Genomic DNA, 19,534 nt, shown 5'->3' with positions numbered 1-19,534 from the left:
AACCTCCGACCCCGTGCGTACGTCAAATGTAGTGCGAGGAACTGTTCCCGCGCGCCCCCGAACGGCAGTATGCGCCCGCTCTTTCCAGGAGAAGGGCGTTCGCGCCGGATCCGGTCCGGGTCGGATGGCCGGATGACCGGGGGCGGACGGGCGACGCAGCACCGGGACGCTTGAGACGCCGGAAAGTGGGCAGGGGCGCTGGGGAGACGCCGATGTGGGTGTCAAGGGAAGATCGAGGGAAGACCGAAGAACCGAGAAACCGAGGGAAGAGGCCGCAGGCGTGACGTTGACGGTGGATGCGGAGTCGCGGGGCGAGTGGGCCGTGCTGCGGGTGGCGGGCGAACTCGACCTGGTGACCTCACCCGTGGTGCGCCAGCACGTCCACGACGCGGTCGCCGACGGGCGCCGCAGTGTGGTGCTCGATCTGTCGCAGGTGCTGTTCTGCGACTCCTCGGGGGTGGGGGTGCTGGTCGCCTCGCGGCGGCTGATGCGCTCGTGCGCCGGGCAACTGCGGCTGATCCTGCCGCACCGGGGCGCGGAGGACGGCTCGCACGTCAACCGGGTGCTGGCCGCGCTCGGGGTGCGGCGGTTGTTCGACTGCTACCCCGACCTGGACTCGGCGACCGCCGAGCCGCTGCCCGCCTGAGCGGGGATTGCGCGCTGTTCCGGTCCGTTCCGCTCTGTTGTGTGCGGCCATGTGCGGACCGGTGTGCGATAAAAACGCCCGGATCTCGTACAGAAGCAGTACCCCGTACTCCTTTGCGTCGGAATAAGCGGGAAGTGCTTGTTGCCCGACTCGCCCTCAACCATGCTGTGCTGCACCGAGTTTGTCCGCCGGTGGGAATGGTGTGAACGGTGCAGGTACAGGAGCAGGTGCTACGGACCCAGCTGGAGGTCGGCCCCCAGCCGTCGGAGGTGCGGCGCGCGCGGCAGTGGCTGCGGGAGCGGCTGGCCCGCTCCGGCATGGCCGGGGAGCAGATCGACACGCTCACGCTGCTGGTCTCCGAGCTGGTGACCAACGCCGTGGTGCACACGGGCCGCCCGGCCGTGCTGCGGCTGGTGGTGCGCGAGGGCCACTGCTGTCATCCGGTACGTCTTGAGGTGGCCGACCGCAGCGCCCTGGCGCCCCGGCCGCGCAGCGCCGCCCAGGAGGACACCTGCGGGCGCGGTCTGGAGCTGGTGGACCTGCTGGCCGACCGCTGGGGCTGGCAGCAGGAGCCGGCCGGCAAGCGGGTGTGGTGCGAGGTGGACTGCCCGAGCGGGCTGTGACCGCCGGCCGTCCGGCCCTCCACCGCACGGCCCCGCGGCCACGCACCGTACGGTCCCCGCCGCGCCGCCGAACGAATCCGGCCAGCTCCGGACGCGGCGCGGTGGCCGGAGCCGGCCGGGCGCGGTTGCCCGTGCGGGCCCGCGCCCCCGTCGCGAGGACGGCTCAGGAACGCCGGCCGCGCGCTATCGCGGCGGCTATCCGCGGGGCGTCCCTGGCCAGTTCACGGATCATGCCGCTGATGGGATTGGTGAAGCCGGTGAAGTACAGCCCCGGCGCCGTGGGATGGGTCTCCCTGCCGTGCACCAGGGGCCGCCCGGCCCCGTCCAGCAGCCCCAGATGGGCCACCAGCGGTTCCAGCCCGCGCCGGTAGCCGGTCGCCGCGATCACCACCTCCGGGGTGATCGCGGTGCCGTCCGCCAGCAGGACCCGGTCCCCCTCGAAGCCTTCGACGGCACCGGTGATCTCGACCCTGCGCTTCTTCACCGCCCGGATCAGCCCCACGTCCTGCACCGGGATGGCCCCCGCCCTGGCCCGCGTGTACAGGCCGGTGGACGGGCGGGGCAGCCCGTACGGCGCCAGATCGGGCAGCAGCCGCGCCACCGGGCGCGCCGCACGGTCCACGATCCCCACCGGCAGCCGCCGGAACAGCACCCCGCTGGCCTGGGCCGGCCAGCCCAGCGTGGAGCGGCGCAGGATGTGCGGCGGGGTGCGCACCGCGAGCCGCACCCGCGAGGCGCCGCCCTTGCCGGACAGTTCGGCGGCTATCTCGGCGCCGGTGTTGCCGATGCCCACCACCAGGACGTCCTTGCCGGTGTACGGGCCCGGGTTGCGGTAACGGTGGGCGTGCAGCAGTTCCCCGCCGAACTCCTCACGGCCCGGCCAGGGCGGTATCCACGGGGTGTGGTTGAAGCCGGTGGCCACGACGACGGCCGAGGCGCGCAGCTTGCGCCCGCCGTTGGCGTGCAGCACCCACTCGCCGGGGGAGTCCTCGCCGTTCTCCACCCGGGAGACCTCGACGCCCGCCGCCAGGTCCAGTTGGTGGTGGATGGCGTACCGCTCCAGGTAGCGCACGAAGTCGTCGCGGGAGACCCAGCGCCCGGCGGAACGCGGGATGGGCAGCCCCGGCAGGGAGGACCAGCGCCGGGTGGTGTGCAGATGGAGCCGGTCGTAGTGCCCGCGCCAGGAGGCGCCGACATCACCGGCCTTGTCGACCACGACGGCGCGTATGCCGCGCTGTGTGAGCGCCGCGGCGGCGGCGAGCCCGCCGGGACCCGCGCCGATGACATGGACCGGGGGGAGGGACACGGCTGATGCGGACTCGGACGTGGACATGGCGTTGAGGATACGCAGAACGGCTCGCGGGGACACCGGGTCCGACGGAGACAGGAACCGGCTCGCCGGCGCCCCCGCGCCGTGGAGAAGTCGCCCTGGCGCCCGGTCAGGCGGCCGGCTTCTTGCCGGTGACGCCCAGGTGCACCAACTGCGTCAGCGCGGGCTTGAGATCGGTCTGCTTGGCGCCCAGCGACTGCAGGCTCTTGGGCTGCGCCGAGACCGCCGCGAGCATGGTGACCAGCGAACCGGCCAGCGCGGCCGAGGAGACGGCGGTGCCGCCCCGGCCCTTGGCCTGGAGCGTGTCGATGGACTCGGTCAGCGGCTTCACGATCGCCCCCTGGATCCGGGTCCTGATGCGGACGAAACGGCGGTCGCCCTCCGCCGCCCCCAGGTCGATGACGCGCAGGATCGCGTCGTGCCGGCGCCAGAAGGCGAGGAAGCCGTCGACCAGTTCCTCCGCCGTGCGCCGGCCCGCCTTGCCGGTCCACGAGCGGCCCGCGACCAGTTCGGAGAGTGCCGCGGACTCGCGGAGCGTCACCTCCGCGATCTCCAGCACGGCCGCCTCGACGTCCGGAAAGTACTGGTAGAAGGTCGCCGGTGAGGTGCCCGCCTTGCGGGCCACGTCGATCACCTTGACGTCGCGGTACGGGGAGCCGGCGAGCATCTTGCCCAGGCAGTCCAGCAGTTTCTGCCGAGTGGCCTGCCCGCGGCGGCCCGCGACCCGGCCGTCCACAGTCGTTACATGTCCTGTCATGCCGTCAGCTTATCGACGTAACCGAACGGCGCGATCCGGCCGCGTCCGAACGGGTAGCGGGGTGGTAGTGGGGCATACCCGGCCCCGGATTCGCCACTGTCAGTGGCGGAGGGAAGAATCGGTTCGACGGTCCGCCGGTGCCGTGAGCAATGAGATGCTGCTCGGGGGGCGGCATGAACGAACGAGCGTCCTGACGGGGAGGTGTCCAGCACGATGGTGCAGCAGCTGACGCAGCACGATCCGCGGCGGATCGGGCCGTTCGAGGTGCTGGGGCGGCTCGGGTCCGGCGGCATGGGGCTGGTCTATCTGGCCCGCTCGGCGTCCGGGCGCCGGGTGGCGATCAAGACGGTGCGCACGGAGCTGGCCGAGGACCAGCTGTTCCGGGTGCGCTTCACGCGCGAGGTCGAGGCGGCCCGCGCGGTCTCCGGCTTCTACACCGCCGCCGTCGTGGACGCCGACCCGCGGGCCGCCGTGCCGTGGCTGGCCACCGCCTACGTGCCCGCCCCCTCGCTGGAGGAGATCGTCAGCGAGTGCGGGCCGCTGCCCCCGCAGGCCGTGCGCTGGCTGGCGGCCGGGATCGCCGAGGCGCTCCAGTCCATCCACGGGGCCGGCCTGGTGCACCGCGATCTGAAGCCGTCCAACGTGCTGGTCGTGGAGGACGGGCCCCGGGTCATCGACTTCGGCATCGCCTCCGGGGTCTCCAACACCCGGCTGACCCTCACCAACGTCGCGGTCGGGACCCCCGCGTACATGTCGCCGGAGCAGGCCCGGGACTCACGCGGAGTGACGGGCGCCTCCGATGTGTTCTCGCTCGCCTCCACGCTGGTGTTCGCGGCCACCGGGCACGCCCCGTACCACGGCGCGAACCCGGTGGAGACGGTGTTCATGCTGCTGCGCGAGGGCCCCGATCTGGAAGGGCTGCCCGACGAACTGCGCCCGCTGATCGACTCCCTCATGACCCAGAAGCCCGAGGAGCGGCCCACCCCGGCCGACCTCCAGGCGCGGCTGGCGCCGCACCTGTTCGCCTCCTCGGGCGACGACAGCGGCTCGGCGTCCGCGTGGCTGCCCGCCGGGGCCGTCGCGCTGATCGAGGAGCGGCGGAACCGCGGGCGCGGTACGCCGGCACCGGGCGGGACGCCGCCCCCGCCGCCGCGCCGTGATGAGCCGCAGGCACCGCCCACCCCGCCGCCGCCCCTTCCTCCGACTCCGCCGCCGCCCGTGCCGCGGGCCGAGGAGCCGCAGGTGCAGGTGCAGATCAAGGAACAGGCCACCGTCCGGCTGGCCGGCTCCCAGCTGCCCATCGGCCCGGGCCCGCGCCCGGCCGCCGTCCCCGCGCCCGCCCCCACGCCGGCTCCGGCCCCCGTCACGGTGCCGCCGGACTGGCGCCCCTGGCGTTTCCGCATGACGAACGATCTGTGGGGCACCCCGCTGGTCCGCGACGGGCTGCTGTACGTCACCTCCTTCGAGGTGCACGCCCTCGATGTGGCCAGCGGACGCAGACAGTTCAAGACCCGTGAGGTCGCCTGGTCGATGGCGGTCACCGGCGGGCGGGTGCTGGCCTCGGACGGCCCGAGCCTGTACGCGCTGGACGCCACCGACGGCTCCGACCGCTGGCGGGTGCCCACCGACGGCTGGATCTACGGCCTGCGCGCCGAACGCGGCACGGTGCTGACCGCGACCCGGGGCGGCGGCGTGCAGGTGTGGGAGGCCGGCACCGGCGAGCAGCTGTGGGAGCTGTCCGGGGCGCACACCGACTTCGAGACGCGTGAGACCGCGCCCCTCATCCACGGCGGCGCGGTCTACGCGTGGGGAGAGGGCCAGCTGTACGTCCTGGAGGCGCGCACCGGCAGCGAGCTGTGGCGGTACCCGGTGGGCGACGCCACGGCCACCGGCGGCGTCCCGGTGCGGATATGCCCCACCGACGACGGGGCGGTGTACGTGACGGCCGGCTCGCGCGTACTCGCCCTGGACACGGCGACCGGCGCGGAGCGCTGGCGCTTCGACACCCCGGCGGCCATCCTCGCGCCGCCCGCCTACGAACCGCCCTCCTCGCGGGCGGCCGGGATCTACTTCACGGATTACCTGGGCACCGTCTACGCGCTGGACCTGGCCACCGGTGACGACCGCTGGCGGATCGCGACCGAGGCGCGGCAGTCCACGGAGGCGGTGGTGGTGGCCGACGGCCTGGTGCATCTGGGCAGCGGGACGGCCATGTACACGCTGGACGCGGTGAGCGGCACCCCGCGCTGGCGCTTCGCGGCGGGCGACTCGATCGTGGGCAGCCCGGTGGTGAGCGAGGGCCGGGTGCACTTCGGGTCCGAGGACCACTGTCTGTACACGCTGGACGCGAGCAGCGGCCGGCTCACCTGGAAGCTGGAGACCGGCGGCGCCATCACGGGCAGCCCGGCGGTCTCGGGCGGCGTCGTGTTCGCGTGCAGCAAGGACCACTGCGTGTACGCGCTGGACGCCGCGCGGGGGACCCGGCAGGGCTGATCCGCTCTGCCGGACGTGCCGGTCCGCCGAAGAGGGGGCCCGGACACGGTCATCAGGGAATCGAGGGAACGGGGCACGGACGGCATGACCATGCGTACACGGGGATCGGCACGGACGGCGGCAGCGGCGGCGGTGGCGGCAGTGCTGGTGCTGAGCGGCTGCGGCGGCGACGACGGGGCCGGCGAGGAGCCGAAGCAGCAGGAGCAGGCAGAGCAGCAGGACACGCAGGACGGGGACGACGGGGACGACGGGGCCGAGGAGGGCTCCGCCTCGGACGACGAGGCGCGCGATCAGGAGTCGCGCGACCGGATCGCGGAGGACGAGGCCCGCTCGATCACGGGCGAGGGACTGGACGGTGTGTGGGAGTCCATCGTCGACGACAACGACATCGAGACCCTCACCATCACCGGTGACACGGTGGAGACCACCGGACCGCTGAGCTGTCCCGGCACGGTGACGGGCGCGGCGGACCCGGAGCCGGTCATCGAGCTGGCCTGCGACGTCGAGAACCTCAACCGGGTACGCGGCACCCTGGAGCTGAACGAGGAGGGCAACCGCCTGTTCATCGGCTGGGAGGGCCAGGCCTGGGGCGGCATGATCGACAGCATGATCCGCGTCGGCTGACCGGAGCACGGAACCGGACCCGCCGCCAGGCCGCCCCACCGGGCGCTCCGGCGCTGTCCGTTGGGCGCGGGCCCCGGGAGAGCGCCGCGCCGCCCATGGGGGCGGCGCGGCGGCGTGCCGGGCGAACGGCCGGGTCCGGGAGGACCCGGACGGGACCGCCTAAGCGGCGTCCCGCCCCCGGCCGCCCTCGTCCTCACCCTCGTCACCCGGCCGCCACCGGGGTCTGCGGTCCTGGGGCGGCGGGGGAGCGGCGCCGGTGCCCGGCGCGTCGCCCGCCGCCCAGGGGCCCTCGACCACCTCGCCGTGCGACGGCTCCTCCGGGTACCGCTCGTGCCGTGGCCGGGCGTGCCGCCCCTGTCCGGACCGGCCGGCCATGGCCGCCGCCGAGAGCAGCAGCAGAAAGCCGCCGATCATGGTGCTCGCCCAGCCCCATCCCAGACCGCCCCGGCCGAAGAGGAGGCTGTCGGCGACCTGGTACTGGCGGACCATCCACAGGATGGTGAAGCCCAGCACGAGCACCGAGGAGAGCAGGGAAAGCCACCCCGAGCGCAGGACGATCGCCAGCGCCGCGATGACCGCGGCCACGAGCATCACCAGGAACAGGCCGTTGAACAGTGCCGCCTTGTCCCCGGTGATCCCGGTCGACGTGAACAACTGGGTGATCCGGAAGGAGCGGCCGGTGCGGGACCCGTACCAGTCCGCGAAGACTCCGAGCAGGGCCGCCGCCGCCCCGAGGACGGCGAGCACGGCCCCGAATGCGTTACGTACCATGCTTCGACCGTAAGCCGGTTCGAGTGACACCGCATCTCCACCCCGCCCGCCGGGACCGGCAACGCCCCGCCGGACACCGCTTCCCGCGCGCGGCGCCGCACCGCCCCCGCCACTGCCCGACCTCGGCTGATCCGCACCCGGGGGCACCGGCTAGGGTCAGCGGCCATGGTGCCCCTTCCGGCCGTAGCCGTACGCTCCACACCCACCGCGCTCACGCTCGTCGCCGCCGTGGTCTCCCTGGTCACCCTGCACCTGCTGCGGCTGGCCGGGACCGTGATCGGGACCTCCATAGCCGATCTGCCCGCCCTGCTGCCGGCCGCCGCCTGCGCCGCCGTCGCCGGGCCGCTGGTGTGGTGGCTGGGCCCGCGCCACGCGCTGCCCGCCGCCCTCGGCACGCTCGCCGTGCTGTGGACGCTGCTGCTGGCCGAACCGGTACGCGTCACGCCCGTCGTCGGCCTGGTGCTCGCCGTCGCGCTGGCCACGCTCGTCCTGGTCGTACGGCGGCTGTCGGCCGTCGCCGAGGACGGTGCGGGACGGCTGGCGCGGGCGCTGGCGCTCGCGGTGGCCGCCGATGTGACGCTGCGTCTGTTCGGCGATCTGTGGGACCCGCTGTGGCGCGGCGGGGCGCTCGCCGTCCTGCTCTCCCTGGCGCTGACCGCCCTGCTCGCCGCCGGCGCCCGGGTGGCCACCCTCGGCACCCCGCCGCCCGCCGCCGGCGGCGGCATCCAGGTGGCGCTGCTCGGCCCGGCGCTCGGCCTGTACACGCTGCTCGGCTCCCCGGCGTTCCTCGCCGTGTGGGCCGGTATCCCGGTCACGCTGGCCGGGGTGTGGATCACGATGGGCACGGCGATCGGCGTCGCGGCGCTGTCCGTACCGCTGCCGCGCGGCGTGGTGATCGTGCTGCCGCTGGCCGTCGCCTTCGCCCTGCTGCCCTCGCCGCTCGCCGCCCCCGCCGTGCTGCTGGCGCTGGCCGTCCTGCCGTACGTGGTGCGCCGGGCGCTGACCGCCTGGGAGCGCACGGCGGCCACCGGGCACGGCGCGCTGGCCGACCTGGCGCTGGCCGGGGCGGGGTGCGGGGTGGGCTGTGTGCTGGTGCTGCTGCCCAGCCCGTGGCCGGTGGTGGCCGGGGCGATCGGGCTGGGCTGGGCGGCGGGGGAGGCGGCCCGTCCGGCCCGGCTGCTGCGGCCGTTCGGCCCGGTGGTGGCGGCCAGCGTGCTGCTGGCGGTGCCGCCGCTGGCCGGGGCGGCCCGCCCGGCGGCCGACCCGCTGCCGGTGGACACGGCGGGCGGCATGTACCGCGTTCTCAACTGGGACGTGGCCGGTGCCTCGCCCAGCGAGGTGCTGACCGGCATCCAGGAGTCGGGCGCGCACGTGGTCGTCCTGCACGGCGTGCCGCGCGGCACCGTCGCCTCGGGCGGCCTCGACCTTCCGGCGTGGCTGGACAAGCGGCTGTCGGCCGAGGCGGTGTGGGCGGCGGACGAGGGGGACCGGCAGACGGGCACCCTGGTCCTCACGAGCCTGCCGGTGAGCGAAACCGCCGCGGGGCCCTCGTACGCCGTGCTGACGGTGACCCTGACCGACGGCGAGCCGTCGAGGGTCGGTGCCGGTACGGGGCTCGGCGCGCTGCTGCGGGAGGAACCCGAGGTGCTGGCGCTGCCGCCGGCCGGGGTGTCCTCGCCCGAGGGTTCCGGCTTCCACCCGGCGGGGAAGTCCCGGATCTTCGCGCGCGAGCTGCTGGAGCTCGGCCCGGCGGACACCAGCCCCCCGGCCGCCACGGTCTACGTCCCCTAGGCTCCGGCCCGGCCAACGGGCCCGGTCGGCCCGGTCGATCGGCCCGGACAAGAAGAACGGCCCGGATGGCGCCCCCTCCACGCCACCCGGGCCGATCAGCACCGGATCTGTTCAGCAACTCCCCCGCGTCCGCCGAACAGATCCCCCCTTGGAGACCGGCCGCGCACCCCTGTGCGGCCGGACACTGATGAGCATGACAGCCCGCCATAAACGACTGCTAAACGCGGAAGGACGGGCCCCGAAGGGCCCGTCCCCCTGCCGCCGGTACGGACGTCTCAGCCGGTCAACGGACCGGCCTCACCTCCGTACCGGCCGTCATTCCGCGCCGGTGATGTGGGCGTCCCCGGCGGTCGGGGTGCCGGTGATGGAGCTGTCGCTGATGTGGGTGTCCCCCAGCGGGCGCACGGAGCTGATGTGGGTGTCCCCCAGCGGGCGCACGGAGCTGATGTGGGTGTCGCCCAGCGGTCGCTCCGAGCTGATGTGGGTGTCGCCCAGCGGGGTCACATCGGTTATGTGGCCGTCGCCGAGCGGCGCGTCGGCCGGCTGACCGCCACCCGCGATCGCCGGTGCCGCGGCCCCTCCGACCACCACGGCGGCGAGCGCCAGCGCCGGCAGAAGTCTCCTGGACAGGGTCATGTGTGCCTCCAATGACGAAGGAGATCCCCGCTGGTGCGGGGACCTGAAAGGCACCGGCACACGGACGGTGCCGGCGCCCGCTGTGGGTGAAAGATGCCCAGTCCCGCACAGCAAGAACCGGCCGCCTGTCGCGTCTCGCGGCAGCGCAGCCGGTTCCACTCGTGAAGGTCCGGGCCCGCGGATCCCCTTACTTGACGGGCTCGCCGGTGATGTGGGTGTCCCCCGCCGGGGCCGGCTCCGAGGTGATGTGGGTGTCGCCCAGCGGCTTGACCACACCCTTCCCCTTGGCCTTGGTCTTCGTGGGCTCGCCGGTGATGTGGGTGTCCTCGGCCGGGGCCGGCTCTGAGGTGATGTGGGTGTCGCCCAGCGGCTTGACGTCGGTCATGGTGGAACCCTCCCGTTTGAGAAAAGCGGTGGTCGTCGGACGAGCCGGGCCGCGTTTCCCCAGTTCCCCGCGGCCGACCACCCGGCAGTCCCCCTTCAGCGGCTGCCAGGTCGGAACATTCCAGAGCACGATAAACGTTTGATGAATGAACCGGCCGATTTTTTTCGCGGTGTCAGACGTCGACCCGGCTCAGAAGGTTCCTGACCTCCTGGGCCTCCGGACTCCCGTTCTCCTCGAACGCCTCCAGCGCCGCTTCCCAACAGGCCCGGGCCCGGTCGGAGTGCCCGATGATGTGCAGCCCGCGCCCCAGAACGGTCAGCACCTTGGCCCGCCGCCACGGCCCGCCTATGTCCCGCAACTGCGCCAGCGCGTCCTCGGCCTTCGCCGCGGACTCCGCCGGCTGCTCCAGCGCCAGCAGCGCCTCGGCCTGCCGCAGCAGGGTCATCCCCTCCCACAACGGCTGCCGGTTCTCCCGGAAGATGGCCAGTGCCGCGGACAGCTCCCGCATGCCGTCGGAGGGCCTGCCGTCCTCGGTCAGGGCCACGCCCAGGGCGTAATGCCCGTTGGCCAGCCGCAGAATCGAATTGAGCCGCTGATAGATCGACAGCGCCCGGCCGGCCAGTTCCACGGCATCGGCGCTCTGCCTGCCCCGGGACTGCACCCGGGACAGATTGCTCAGAGCGCTCGCCTCACCCGCCTGATTGCCGTCCTCCTGGAACGCCCCGAGGGACTGGTGGAAGAACTCCTCGGCGTCCCGGGCACGGCCGTGGTAGTGAGCGATGATGCCGCGCTCCTGCGGCCCGTGGGCAGCCGCCACCGGGTCCTCGGCCACGACACCGAGCAGCATCGCGTGCTGGGCGTGCTCGTCCCCCTCCCGGAAGCGCCCGGAGAGGCTGTACGCGCTGGCGAGCGACACGTGTGCGCGCCCCTGCGCCAGGGCGTCCTCCGACTTCTGCGCCGCGGCCAGGACGGCCTCGCAACTGAGCAGGAACTGACGCGCGTACGTCCCCGACTCCGCCAGATCCCGCGCCATCAGCAGCAGATCGGCACCCGAGCGCACCCGGCCCATGCGCGTCACCTGGCGGGCCGCGCTCAGCAGGCAGTCCGCCTCCGCGAACAGCCAGTCCAGTGCCTGCTGGTTGCCGGCGAACGCGACCGGCCGCTGGTACGTGGTCTCCAGATGCTCCACCATGCGGTCGCCCGGCCGTTCCATGGCGAACACCTTCGCCGTCGTCGCCAGGTAGAAGTCCAGCAGCCGCGTCGGCGCGGACTCCCGTTCGCCCGAGGAATGTTCGTCGCGCTCCGCGCAGGCACGCGCGAACAGCCGCACCAGGTCGTGGAAGCGGTAGCGGCCGGGGGCCGCCGATTCCAGCAGGGAGGTGTCCACCAGGGACTCCAGCAGATCCTCGGTGGTGTGCGCCTCCCGGTTCAGCAGAGCGGCCGCGGCCGCCACGGAGATGTCCGGGCCCTCGGCCAGACCCAGCAGCCGGAAGGCCCGGGCCTGCTCCGCCTCCAACTGCCCGTACCCCAGCTCGAAGGTGGCCGCCACCGCTTGGTCGCCCGCCTGGAGTTCGTCGAGCCGGCGCCGTTCGTCACTCAGCTTGCGGGCCAGTACCGACACCGTCCAGGTGCGCCGGCTCGCCAGCCGGGCCGCCGCGATCCTGATGGCCAGGGGCAGGAAGCCGCACGCCGCCACCACATCCATCGCCGCGTCCCGCTCCGCGCCGACCCGCTCGCGCCCCACGATGCGGGTGAACAGCGTCAGCGCCTCCTCGGGGCTCATCACATCCAGGTCCACCAGATGCGCGCCCGCCAGGTCCACCATCCGGATCCGGCTGGTCACCAGGGCCGCACAGCCCGGGGTGCCCGGCAGCAGCGGGCGCACCTGGGCCGCGTCGCGCGCGTTGTCCAGCAGGGTCAGCACCCGCCGCCCGTCCAGCAGGGAACGGAAGAGCCCGGACCGCTCGGCGACCCCGTTGGGAATGGCCGAGTCGGCCACCCCCAGGGCCCGCAGGAACGCCCCGAGCACCGCCTCCGGATCGCTGGGGGAGGACCCCGAGCCCTGGAGGTCGACGTACAGCTGCCCGTCCGGGAACTGTTCGCGCGCCTCGTGCGCGACCTGCACCGCCAGTGTGGTCTTGCCGACCCCGCCGATCCCGGCCACCGCCGAGACCGCCATCACCCGCCCGCCCGACGTTCCCAGTTGCCGCCCCAGCTCGGACACGAACGAGGCCCGGCCGGTGAAGTCCGGTACGGCGGCCGGGAGCTGTGCGGGGCGCACCAGCGGCGGGCCGCTCGATCCCGGCTCCGCGGGCTGCGCGAGCGAGGCGTCGGCGTTCAGGATCCGCTGCTGGAGGTCGGACAGTTCGGCGCGCGGCTCGACGCCCAGCTGGTCGATGAGGATGCGGCGCGCGTCCGCGTACACGGCCAGTGCCTCCGCCTGCCGGCCGCTGCGGTACAGCGCCAGCATCAGCAGCTCGCGCAGTCGCTCCCGCAGCGGGTGCACGGTGGTCAGCGCCGTCAGCTCGGAGACGGACTCGGCGTGCAGCCCGGCCTGGAGCGCCAGGTCGAGGCGGTTCTCCCGCAGCACCGCCTGTTCCTCGGCCAGCCGTGCCCGGTGCAACTCGGCGTCCGGGCCCGGCACCCCGGCCAGCGGCTCGCCGTCCCACAACTCCAGGGCCGTCCCGTACAGTTCCAGCGCCTTGTCCAGGTCTCCCGCGGACGCGGCGGCGTCCGCCCGGGAGACGAGCTGCCGCATGTGGTCGAGGTCCAGCTCGTCGTGCGGCCCCAGCCGCAGCGCGTACCCGCCGAACTCGCTGATGAGGACGTCCACCCGGTCGCCCAGCGACTTGCGCATCCGCGAGGCGTAGGTGCGCAGGGCGGCCACCGCCTGCTGCGGTGCCTGTTCTCCCCAGATCGCGTCCACCAGTTGCTGCGCGGTGGCCGTACTCCCGCCGCGCAGCAGCAGCGCGGCCAGCAGGGCGCGTTGCTGAGGGCTTCCGGTGGGCAGTTCGGTCTCCCCGTTCCTGGCCCGTACCGGGCCCAGCACGGCGAACCGCAAGGCGGGCGTGCGCACCGGGATCCCCTTGCCTTCGGCCATGGTGTCCTCTGCTTCTCAACCGCTCGTGAACCGCTGCTCGGGCGAACGTTGGAGTCTATCGGTCTGAACTCTCCCCGATAAAGAGTGGGTTAGACATCCGCTGGGGGCGCAAGGGGTTTCCCAGCGATTCGTCCAGCTCACGCTCGTATGCTCGAGGAATGACGACAAGCGCGCAGGGACCCGGGCAGGGACCGACAGTGAACGCGATGCGGCGCGCGCTGCGCCGGGCGGACGACGGGGTGGCCCTGGACGCCGCCGAGGCCGAGGTGCTGCTCCAGGCCCGTGGCGAGGACCTCGAACGGCTGGCGGCCGCCGCGGGCCGGGTGCGGGACGCGGGGCTCGAAGCCGCCGGCCGCCCCGGGGTCATCACCTATTCCAAGAAGGTTTTCATTCCGCTGACCCGGTTGTGCCGGGACCGCTGTCACTACTGCACCTTCGTCACGGTGCCCGGCAAGCTGCGCCGCGAGGGCCACGGCATGTTCCTGTCCCCGGACGAGGTGCTGGACATCGCCCGCCGGGGCGCCGCCCTCGGCTGCAAGGAGGCGCTGTTCACGCTCGGGGACCGCCCCGAGGACCGCTGGCCCGAGGCGCGCGAGTGGCTGGAGGCCGAGGGCTACGACGACACCCTCGCCTATGTCCGGGCGATGGCGATCCGGGTCCTGGAAGAGACCGGGCTGCTGCCGCACCTCAACCCCGGCGTGCTGACCTGGACCGACTTCCAGCGGCTGAAGCCGGTCGCCCCGTCCATGGGCATGATGCTGGAGACCACCGCCACCCGCCTGTGGTCCGAGCCGGGCGGCCCGCACCACGGCTCGCCCGACAAGGAGCCGGCCGTGCGGCTGCGCGTCCTGGAGGACGCCGGGCGCTCCAACGTCCCCTTCACCACCGGGATTCTCATCGGCATCGGCGAGACGTACGCCGAGCGCGCGGACGCGCTGTTCGCGCTGCGCCGCACCGCCCGCGCGTACGGCGGCATCCAGGAAGTCATCGTGCAGAACTTCCGCGCCAAGCCGGACACGGCGATGCGCGGCACCCCGGACGCCGAGGTGGCGGAGCTGGCCGCCACCATCGCCACCGCCCGGCTGCTGCTGGGCCCGGCCGCCCGCATCCAGGCGCCGCCCAACCTCGTCGACGAGCAGTACGCGCTCATCGTCCGGGCCGGCATCGACGACTGGGGCGGCGTCTCCCCGCTCACCCCCGACCACGTCAACCCCGAGCGCCCCTGGCCGGTGATCGACGCACTCGCCGCCCGGACCGAGGCGGCCGGTTTCGAGCTGCGTGAACGGCTCACGATCTACCCGGAGTTCATCCGGCGCGGGGAGCCGTGGCTGGACCCGCGGCTGCTGCCGCACGTCCGCGCGCTGGCCGACCCGGACACCGGCCTGGCCCGCGCGGACGCGCTGCCGGCCGGGCTACCGTGGCAGGAGCCGGACGAGCCGCTGACCGCCTCCGGCCGCACCGCGCTGCACCAGGAGATCGACACGGCGGGACGGACCGGGGACCGCCGTACCGACTTCGACGAGGTGTACGGGGACTGGTCCGCGCTGCGCGAGGCGGCGGCCCCGGGCATGGTGCCGGAGAGGATCGACGCGGACGTACGGGAGGCCCTGTCGGTGGCCGCCGACGATCCCACCCGGCTGACCGACGCCCAGGCGCTGGCGCTGCTGCACGCCGAGGGCCCGGCGCTGGACGCGCTGTGCCGTACCGCCGACGACCTGCGGCGCGAGGTGGTGGGGGACGACGTGACGTACATCGTCACCCGCAACATCAACTTCACCAATGTCTGCTACACCGGCTGCCGGTTCTGCGCCTTCGCGCAGCGCCGCACCGACGCCGACGCGTACACCCTCTCCCTGGACCAGGTCGCCGAACGCGCCGCCCAGGCCTGGGAGGTGGGCGCCGTGGAGGTGTGCATGCAGGGCGGCATCCACCCCGATCTGCCGGGCGACGCCTACTTCGACATCGTGCGCGCGGTGAAGCAGCGGGTGCCGGGCATCCATGTGCACGCCTTCTCCCCGATGGAGGTCATCAACGGGGCGTCCCGTACGGGCCTGTCCATCCGCGAGTGGCTGATCGCCGCCAAGGAGGCGGGACTCGACTCGATCCCGGGCACGGCGGCGGAGATCCTCGACGACGAGGTGCGCTGGATCCTCACCAAGGGCAAGCTGCCGGCCGACACCTGGGTGGAGGTGATCTCCACCGCGCACGAGGTGGGGCTGCGCTCGTCCTCCACGATGATGTACGGGCACGTGGACAGCCCCCGGCACTGGCTGGGCCACTTCCGCACCCTGGCCGGCATCCAGCGGGCCAACGAGGAGAAGGGGGTGGCGGGTTTCACGGAGTTCGTGACCCTCCCCTTCATCCACACCAACGCCCCCGTCTACCTGGCCGGCATCGCCCGCCCGGGGCCCACCGCGCGCGACAACCGCGCGGTCACCGCGATGGCCCGGCTGCTCCTTCACCCCTACATCACCAATATCCAGACCAGCTGGGTGAAACTTGGGGCCGAGGGCGCCGCCGAGATGCTGCGATCGGGCGCCAATGACCTGGGAGGCACACTCATGGAGGAGACCATCTCCCGTATGGCCGGGTCGGCTTACGGCTCCTATCGCTCGGTGAAGGACCTGCGGGCGATCGCGGAGGCGGCCGGGCGGCCCTCACGGCTGCGGACCACGCTGTACGGGCCGGTCGGCGCCGAGCGTACGGAGGCCGCCCGGGCGGGCGACGGGCAGTTGCCGGAGCTGCTGCCGGTCCTGGGCACGGGCACCGGCGGTGGCCGGTGACGGCGCCGGTCGCCGGGGCCATATGGGGGCGCGCGGAGCAGCAGGAGTTCCGCTCCCGCGTGCGCGGCTGTCTGCTGGGCGGTGCGATCGGCGACGCGCTCGGCGCGGGCGTGGAGTTCGACTCGCTGGAGGCGATCCGCGCGACGCACGGCCCGCAGGGAGTGGGCGACTACGTCCAGGCGTACGGGCGGCGCGGGGCGGTCACCGACGACACGCAGATGACGCTGTTCACGGTGGACGGCCTGATCCGCGCCCATGTGCGGCGGGACACCGGCGCCTGGCACCCGCCCACCGACGTGCACGCCGCGTACCGCCGCTGGTACCGCACCCAGCACGAATGGGGGCCCGACGAGCGGCGGGAGGGGGACGGCTGGCTGGCGCGCGAGGAGTGGCTGTACGCGCGCCGGGCGCCGGGCAACGCGTGTCTGAGCGGGCTGGCGGACGAGGCGATGGGCACGGTGGAGAAGCCCAAGAACCCCGACTCCAAGGGCTGCGGCACGGTGATGCGTTCGGCGCCGTTCGGGCTGCTGGTGGGCTGGGAGCCGCAGTTGGTGTTCCAGCTGGGGGTGGAGTGCGCCGCGCAGACGCACGGGCATCCCACGGGGCGGCTGGCGGCCGGGGCGTTCGCGGCGATCACGCACGCGCTGGTGCGCGGCGACGGCCTGGACGCGGCGGTGCAGAAGGCGCTGGTGCAGCTCGGCAGCTGGCCGGACCACGAGGAGACCACGGACGCCCTCAAGCGGGCGCTGGGCGCGGTACGGCAGGGGCTGCCGTCCCCGGAACGGGTGGCGTCGCTGGGCGAGGGCTGGGTGGCCGAGGAGGCGCTGGCGATCGGCGTGTACTGCGCGCTCGTGGCCGAGGACATGGAGCACGGGCTGCTGCTGGCGGTCAACCACGGCGGTGACTCGGACTCCACGGGCTCGGTGTGCGGCAATCTGCTGGGCGCGCTGCACGGGGAGACCGCGCTGCCGCCCGGCTGGCTGGTGGAGTTGGAGGGCAGGGCGGCGATCGCCGAACTGGCGGACGACTTCGCCCTGGAGATGACGCAGGGGCCGGCGCTGCACGGCCCGGGGGAGTCGTCCGCGGCGTGGCTGGAGCGCTACCCGCGCGGCTGACCGGCCGGGGGCGCCCTCCCGGCGTGGTGGGAGAGAACGGGAGGGCGCCCGTACCGCTGGTGTGCCGTGCCGGCACGGTGGTGCGGCTCAGCGCGGCGGGAACCCGGTGGTCCGTGTCACCGCGCCGACGAACACGGTCCAGGGTCCGGCACCGAACCCGAGCCGTGGCCCGTACGGCACTTTGGAGTCCCGGACGCTCAGCAGTGCGGGGGCGTCGGACCTCACCTCGAGACAGGCGCCGCTACCGCCGGAGTACGAGGATTTTGTCCAGGTGGGGGTGGTGCCCTGCTTCACTGCCATGGCTGCTCCGGCTCTCTCTCCCGGTGGGGGTGGGAGCGCCGCCGGGTGATCATGCGGCGGCGCATCGGAGCGACCGTACTCGTCCGGCCGGACACCTGACGGAGACCTTCACCCGACCGAATGATGAGCGCGTAATTCCCTTTACTGAAAAGGGTTTTGACACTACAATATGCGCCCGCTCGATCGCGGTGCGCTACGATGCCTGCTTGACGAACTCCGCGAGCAGACCCTCCAGAAAGTCCCTGGTCTGCTCGGGACTGAGCGCCTGCGCCCGCAGATGCTCGTACATCACGCTGTAATGCTGCACGTCATGGGGCTTCTCCAGATAAAGATCATTGGTGACCCCCTCCAGATACACCACCGTGGAATCCGAGTTCTCCGGGAACTCCATGATCGTGTACTGCCCGTTCACCCCCGGATGAGCGCCCGCCGAGAACGGCATCACCTGAAGCGTCACATGCGGCAGCCGCGAACAGTCGAGCAGATGCTCGACCTGACCGCGCATCGTTTCCGCGCCACCCACCGCGCGCCGGAGCGCGCCCTCGTCCACCACCGCCCACAGCCGCAACGGGACCCGGTCCTCGTGAATCCGGTGCTGGCGCCGCAGCCGCACCTGCACCCGGCTGCCCACCTCCTCCACCGCCACCTCCGGCAGCGCGCCGGCGATCACGGCCGCCGCGTAGTCGTGCGTCTGGAGCAGCCCGGGAACGACCTGCGGCTCGTACACGCGCAACGAGGACGCGTCCATCTCCAGACCGATGTACACGCTGTAGGTGGGCGACAGTTCGGCGAACGCGTGCCACCAGCCCTGGAGCCGCGACTCGCGGGCCATCTGCATGAGGGACTCGATGAGCTTCTTGTCATCGACCTCGTACACGCCGCACAGATCGCGCACATCGCGCTGGCTTATGCTCCGGCGGCCGTTCTCCAGCCGGCTGATCTTGGACTGCGACACCAGCAGACGGTCGGCGACTTCCTCGGCCGTCATGCCTTTGTCCTCGCGAAGCCGCCGCAGTTCCTGCCCGAGTCTGCGTCGCCGGACAGTGGGATTGACATTGCCCGCCACTGACGGTGCACCTCCGTTGCGTAGATCGCGTGGATCACGTCGATCACGTGGATCAATATGACCGGTGCTCAGCAGCCTGCCATCTACGGAGGTGCGCCCGCTGGGAAACACCGGCATGGGGTACGACGGGGTGCGGTCTGCACCCTGTCGCACCCCATGCCGAATGCGGCTCCCGGTAGGTCTAGTGGGAGAGCGAACGGGACCGGACGCGGACGCCGCCGCCGTGGGCCGCCACGCCCTTGCCCGCGCCCGCGGCAGCCGGCGCAGGGCCGACGGTGGCGGGAGTCCGCTCCGTCACCTGCTGTTGCTGCTGCTGTGCCTGGCGCCGGGCGGCGGCCTGGCCCGCCACCCCGTTCTGCACATCCATCACCGCGTGAGCCACCAGCCCGCCCATCGGGTCGTGCCGGATCAGATCCCGCAACCGGGAGCGGGATGACCGCCCCTCGTTCCCGGGATACAGATGCTTGCCGAGGCCCACCGCATGCGCGAGCGCCGCGAGCGCGGCGGTCCGGGCATCCGGCGGCGTACCGGTGCGGATGGCGGTGTCCAGCCGCGCCCGGATCTGCCGGCTGACGGCAGTGTCCGTCGCCTGATACCGGGTCGTCGGCAGTACGCCGCACATCTGGTTCTCGATCGCGTGCACCATGCCGCAGCGTTCGAGATGCGATAGGTACGTCTGGCGCAGCCCCAGGCGGGGCCCGCCGATCCAGTTGACCGCCCGCACGGGGCTGCCACGGCGGCGCAGCAGCTCCAGGGCGGAGTCCAAAGTGGGATCTCCAGTCGGCCGTGGCAGTACCACGGCAATGCGGTCCCCGTCTGGGGCTATCCGTCCTGCCAGAGCCAGCTCTACAAGCTGGGCCCCGGCCAGGCCGAGGTCGAGTGACTGCGGCTGTGCGGTGGTACCCGTGGCCGGGTCCAGAGCGAGCAGCAGCAGCTCCTCCGGAATGGTCCTACGACTCCTGCTCATCCATGCCTCCCCGCGTGGATGAAAGACAGGGTGACGCCTCTCACATGCTGCTGTCGAGAGTGCGTGGTTGATTTGTGATGGAACCCGTAGATATGTCGGCGCCGTCAAAGGGGAGGGAGAGCGTTTTTCCGCCACCCCGGGAGTGGT

The 19,534-nt window shown here is 72.9% G+C and carries 16 protein-coding genes; 7 read left to right on the top strand and 9 right to left on the bottom strand.

Annotated features, from left to right (window positions below; translation table 11 throughout):
* Nucleotides 1–280: 280 nt before the first annotated feature.
* Together H7827_RS11570 and H7827_RS11565 are read left to right on the top strand one after the other, a co-directional pair.
* Complete coding sequence (locus tag H7827_RS11570) at nucleotides 281–646, top strand: STAS domain-containing protein (RefSeq protein WP_386538181.1); 366 nt, start codon at nucleotides 281–283, stop codon at nucleotides 644–646.
* Nucleotides 647–855: 209 nt separating this feature from the next.
* Nucleotides 856–1,269, top strand: coding sequence for an ATP-binding protein (locus H7827_RS11565; RefSeq protein ID WP_386538179.1), 414 nt, complete (start codon nucleotides 856–858; stop codon nucleotides 1,267–1,269).
* Between the two features lie 163 nt (nucleotides 1,270–1,432).
* Here H7827_RS11565 and H7827_RS11560 read toward each other — a convergent pair whose 3' ends face one another.
* Both H7827_RS11560 and H7827_RS11555 read right to left on the bottom strand, forming a co-directional pair.
* Nucleotides 1,433–2,602 carry a flavin-containing monooxygenase gene (locus H7827_RS11560; protein ID WP_386538177.1) on the bottom strand — a complete coding sequence of 390 codons (1,170 nt, stop codon included), beginning with the start codon at nucleotides 2,600–2,602 and terminating at the stop codon, nucleotides 1,433–1,435.
* A gap of 106 nt (nucleotides 2,603–2,708) precedes the next feature.
* The gene (locus H7827_RS11555; protein ID WP_386538175.1) at nucleotides 2,709–3,356 is read right to left on the bottom strand and encodes a TetR family transcriptional regulator; all 648 of its coding nucleotides are present in this window, start codon (nucleotides 3,354–3,356) and stop codon (nucleotides 2,709–2,711) included.
* Between the two features lie 213 nt (nucleotides 3,357–3,569).
* On the opposite strand from H7827_RS11555, the gene H7827_RS11550 reads away from it, so the two are divergent.
* Nucleotides 3,570–5,849, top strand: coding sequence for a serine/threonine-protein kinase (locus H7827_RS11550; protein ID WP_432744705.1), 2,280 nt, complete (start codon nucleotides 3,570–3,572; stop codon nucleotides 5,847–5,849).
* A 90-nt stretch (nucleotides 5,850–5,939) separates the two neighbouring features.
* The gene (locus H7827_RS11545) at nucleotides 5,940–6,473 is read left to right on the top strand and encodes a hypothetical protein (RefSeq protein WP_432744702.1); all 534 of its coding nucleotides are present in this window, start codon (nucleotides 5,940–5,942) and stop codon (nucleotides 6,471–6,473) included.
* A gap of 159 nt (nucleotides 6,474–6,632) precedes the next feature.
* Here the strand turns inward: H7827_RS11545 and H7827_RS11540 are convergent, their stop codons facing one another.
* A complete protein-coding gene (locus H7827_RS11540) occupies nucleotides 6,633–7,244 on the bottom strand; it encodes a hypothetical protein (protein WP_386534282.1) in 612 nt (203 codons plus the stop codon).
* 165 nt (nucleotides 7,245–7,409) lie between these two features.
* Between H7827_RS11540 and H7827_RS11535 the strand changes: the two genes are divergently transcribed.
* Nucleotides 7,410–9,035, top strand: a complete 1,626-nt coding sequence (locus tag H7827_RS11535; protein ID WP_432744700.1) for a hypothetical protein — start codon at nucleotides 7,410–7,412, stop codon at nucleotides 9,033–9,035.
* A 315-nt stretch (nucleotides 9,036–9,350) separates the two neighbouring features.
* Here H7827_RS11535 and H7827_RS11530 read toward each other — a convergent pair whose 3' ends face one another.
* The 3 genes from H7827_RS11530 to H7827_RS11520 form a co-directional block, all read right to left on the bottom strand.
* On the bottom strand, nucleotides 9,351–9,671 hold the full coding sequence (locus H7827_RS11530; protein ID WP_200365247.1) for a hypothetical protein: 321 nt from the start codon (nucleotides 9,669–9,671) through the stop codon (nucleotides 9,351–9,353).
* A 187-nt stretch (nucleotides 9,672–9,858) separates the two neighbouring features.
* Complete coding sequence (locus H7827_RS11525) at nucleotides 9,859–10,056, bottom strand: hypothetical protein (RefSeq protein ID WP_432744698.1); 198 nt, start codon at nucleotides 10,054–10,056, stop codon at nucleotides 9,859–9,861.
* A gap of 172 nt (nucleotides 10,057–10,228) precedes the next feature.
* The gene (locus tag H7827_RS11520; RefSeq protein ID WP_432744696.1) at nucleotides 10,229–13,156 is read right to left on the bottom strand and encodes a BTAD domain-containing putative transcriptional regulator; all 2,928 of its coding nucleotides are present in this window, start codon (nucleotides 13,154–13,156) and stop codon (nucleotides 10,229–10,231) included.
* Between the two features lie 158 nt (nucleotides 13,157–13,314).
* Here H7827_RS11520 and H7827_RS11515 point away from each other — a divergent pair, with 158 nt between their 5' ends.
* Complete coding sequence (locus tag H7827_RS11515; RefSeq protein ID WP_432744694.1) at nucleotides 13,315–15,939, top strand: bifunctional FO biosynthesis protein CofGH; 2,625 nt, start codon at nucleotides 13,315–13,317, stop codon at nucleotides 15,937–15,939.
* Nucleotides 15,936–17,054, top strand: a complete 1,119-nt coding sequence (locus H7827_RS11510) for an ADP-ribosylglycohydrolase family protein (RefSeq protein ID WP_386534300.1) — start codon at nucleotides 15,936–15,938, stop codon at nucleotides 17,052–17,054. Before H7827_RS11515 ends, H7827_RS11510 begins: the two co-directional genes overlap by 4 nt.
* An 87-nt stretch (nucleotides 17,055–17,141) precedes the next feature.
* Here the strand turns inward: H7827_RS11510 and H7827_RS11505 are convergent, their stop codons facing one another.
* The 3 genes from H7827_RS11505 to H7827_RS11495 all read right to left on the bottom strand — a co-directional run bounded on the left by H7827_RS11505 (nucleotide 17,142) and on the right by H7827_RS11495 (nucleotide 19,387).
* On the bottom strand, nucleotides 17,142–17,354 hold the full coding sequence (locus H7827_RS11505; protein ID WP_364239607.1) for a DUF397 domain-containing protein: 213 nt from the start codon (nucleotides 17,352–17,354) through the stop codon (nucleotides 17,142–17,144).
* A 193-nt stretch (nucleotides 17,355–17,547) separates the two neighbouring features.
* Complete coding sequence (locus H7827_RS11500) at nucleotides 17,548–18,420, bottom strand: helix-turn-helix domain-containing protein (protein WP_386534303.1); 873 nt, start codon at nucleotides 18,418–18,420, stop codon at nucleotides 17,548–17,550.
* A gap of 181 nt (nucleotides 18,421–18,601) precedes the next feature.
* Nucleotides 18,602–19,387 carry a GOLPH3/VPS74 family protein gene (locus tag H7827_RS11495; RefSeq protein WP_432744691.1) on the bottom strand — a complete coding sequence of 262 codons (786 nt, stop codon included), beginning with the start codon at nucleotides 19,385–19,387 and terminating at the stop codon, nucleotides 18,602–18,604.
* Nucleotides 19,388–19,534: the final 147 nt, after the last annotated feature.

Source organism: Streptomyces sp. JH002 (genome assembly GCF_050916115.1).
GTDB classification, from domain to species: domain Bacteria; phylum Actinomycetota; class Actinomycetes; order Streptomycetales; family Streptomycetaceae; genus Streptomyces; species Streptomyces xiamenensis.
This window is presented reverse-complemented; position numbering and strand designations above follow the sequence as displayed.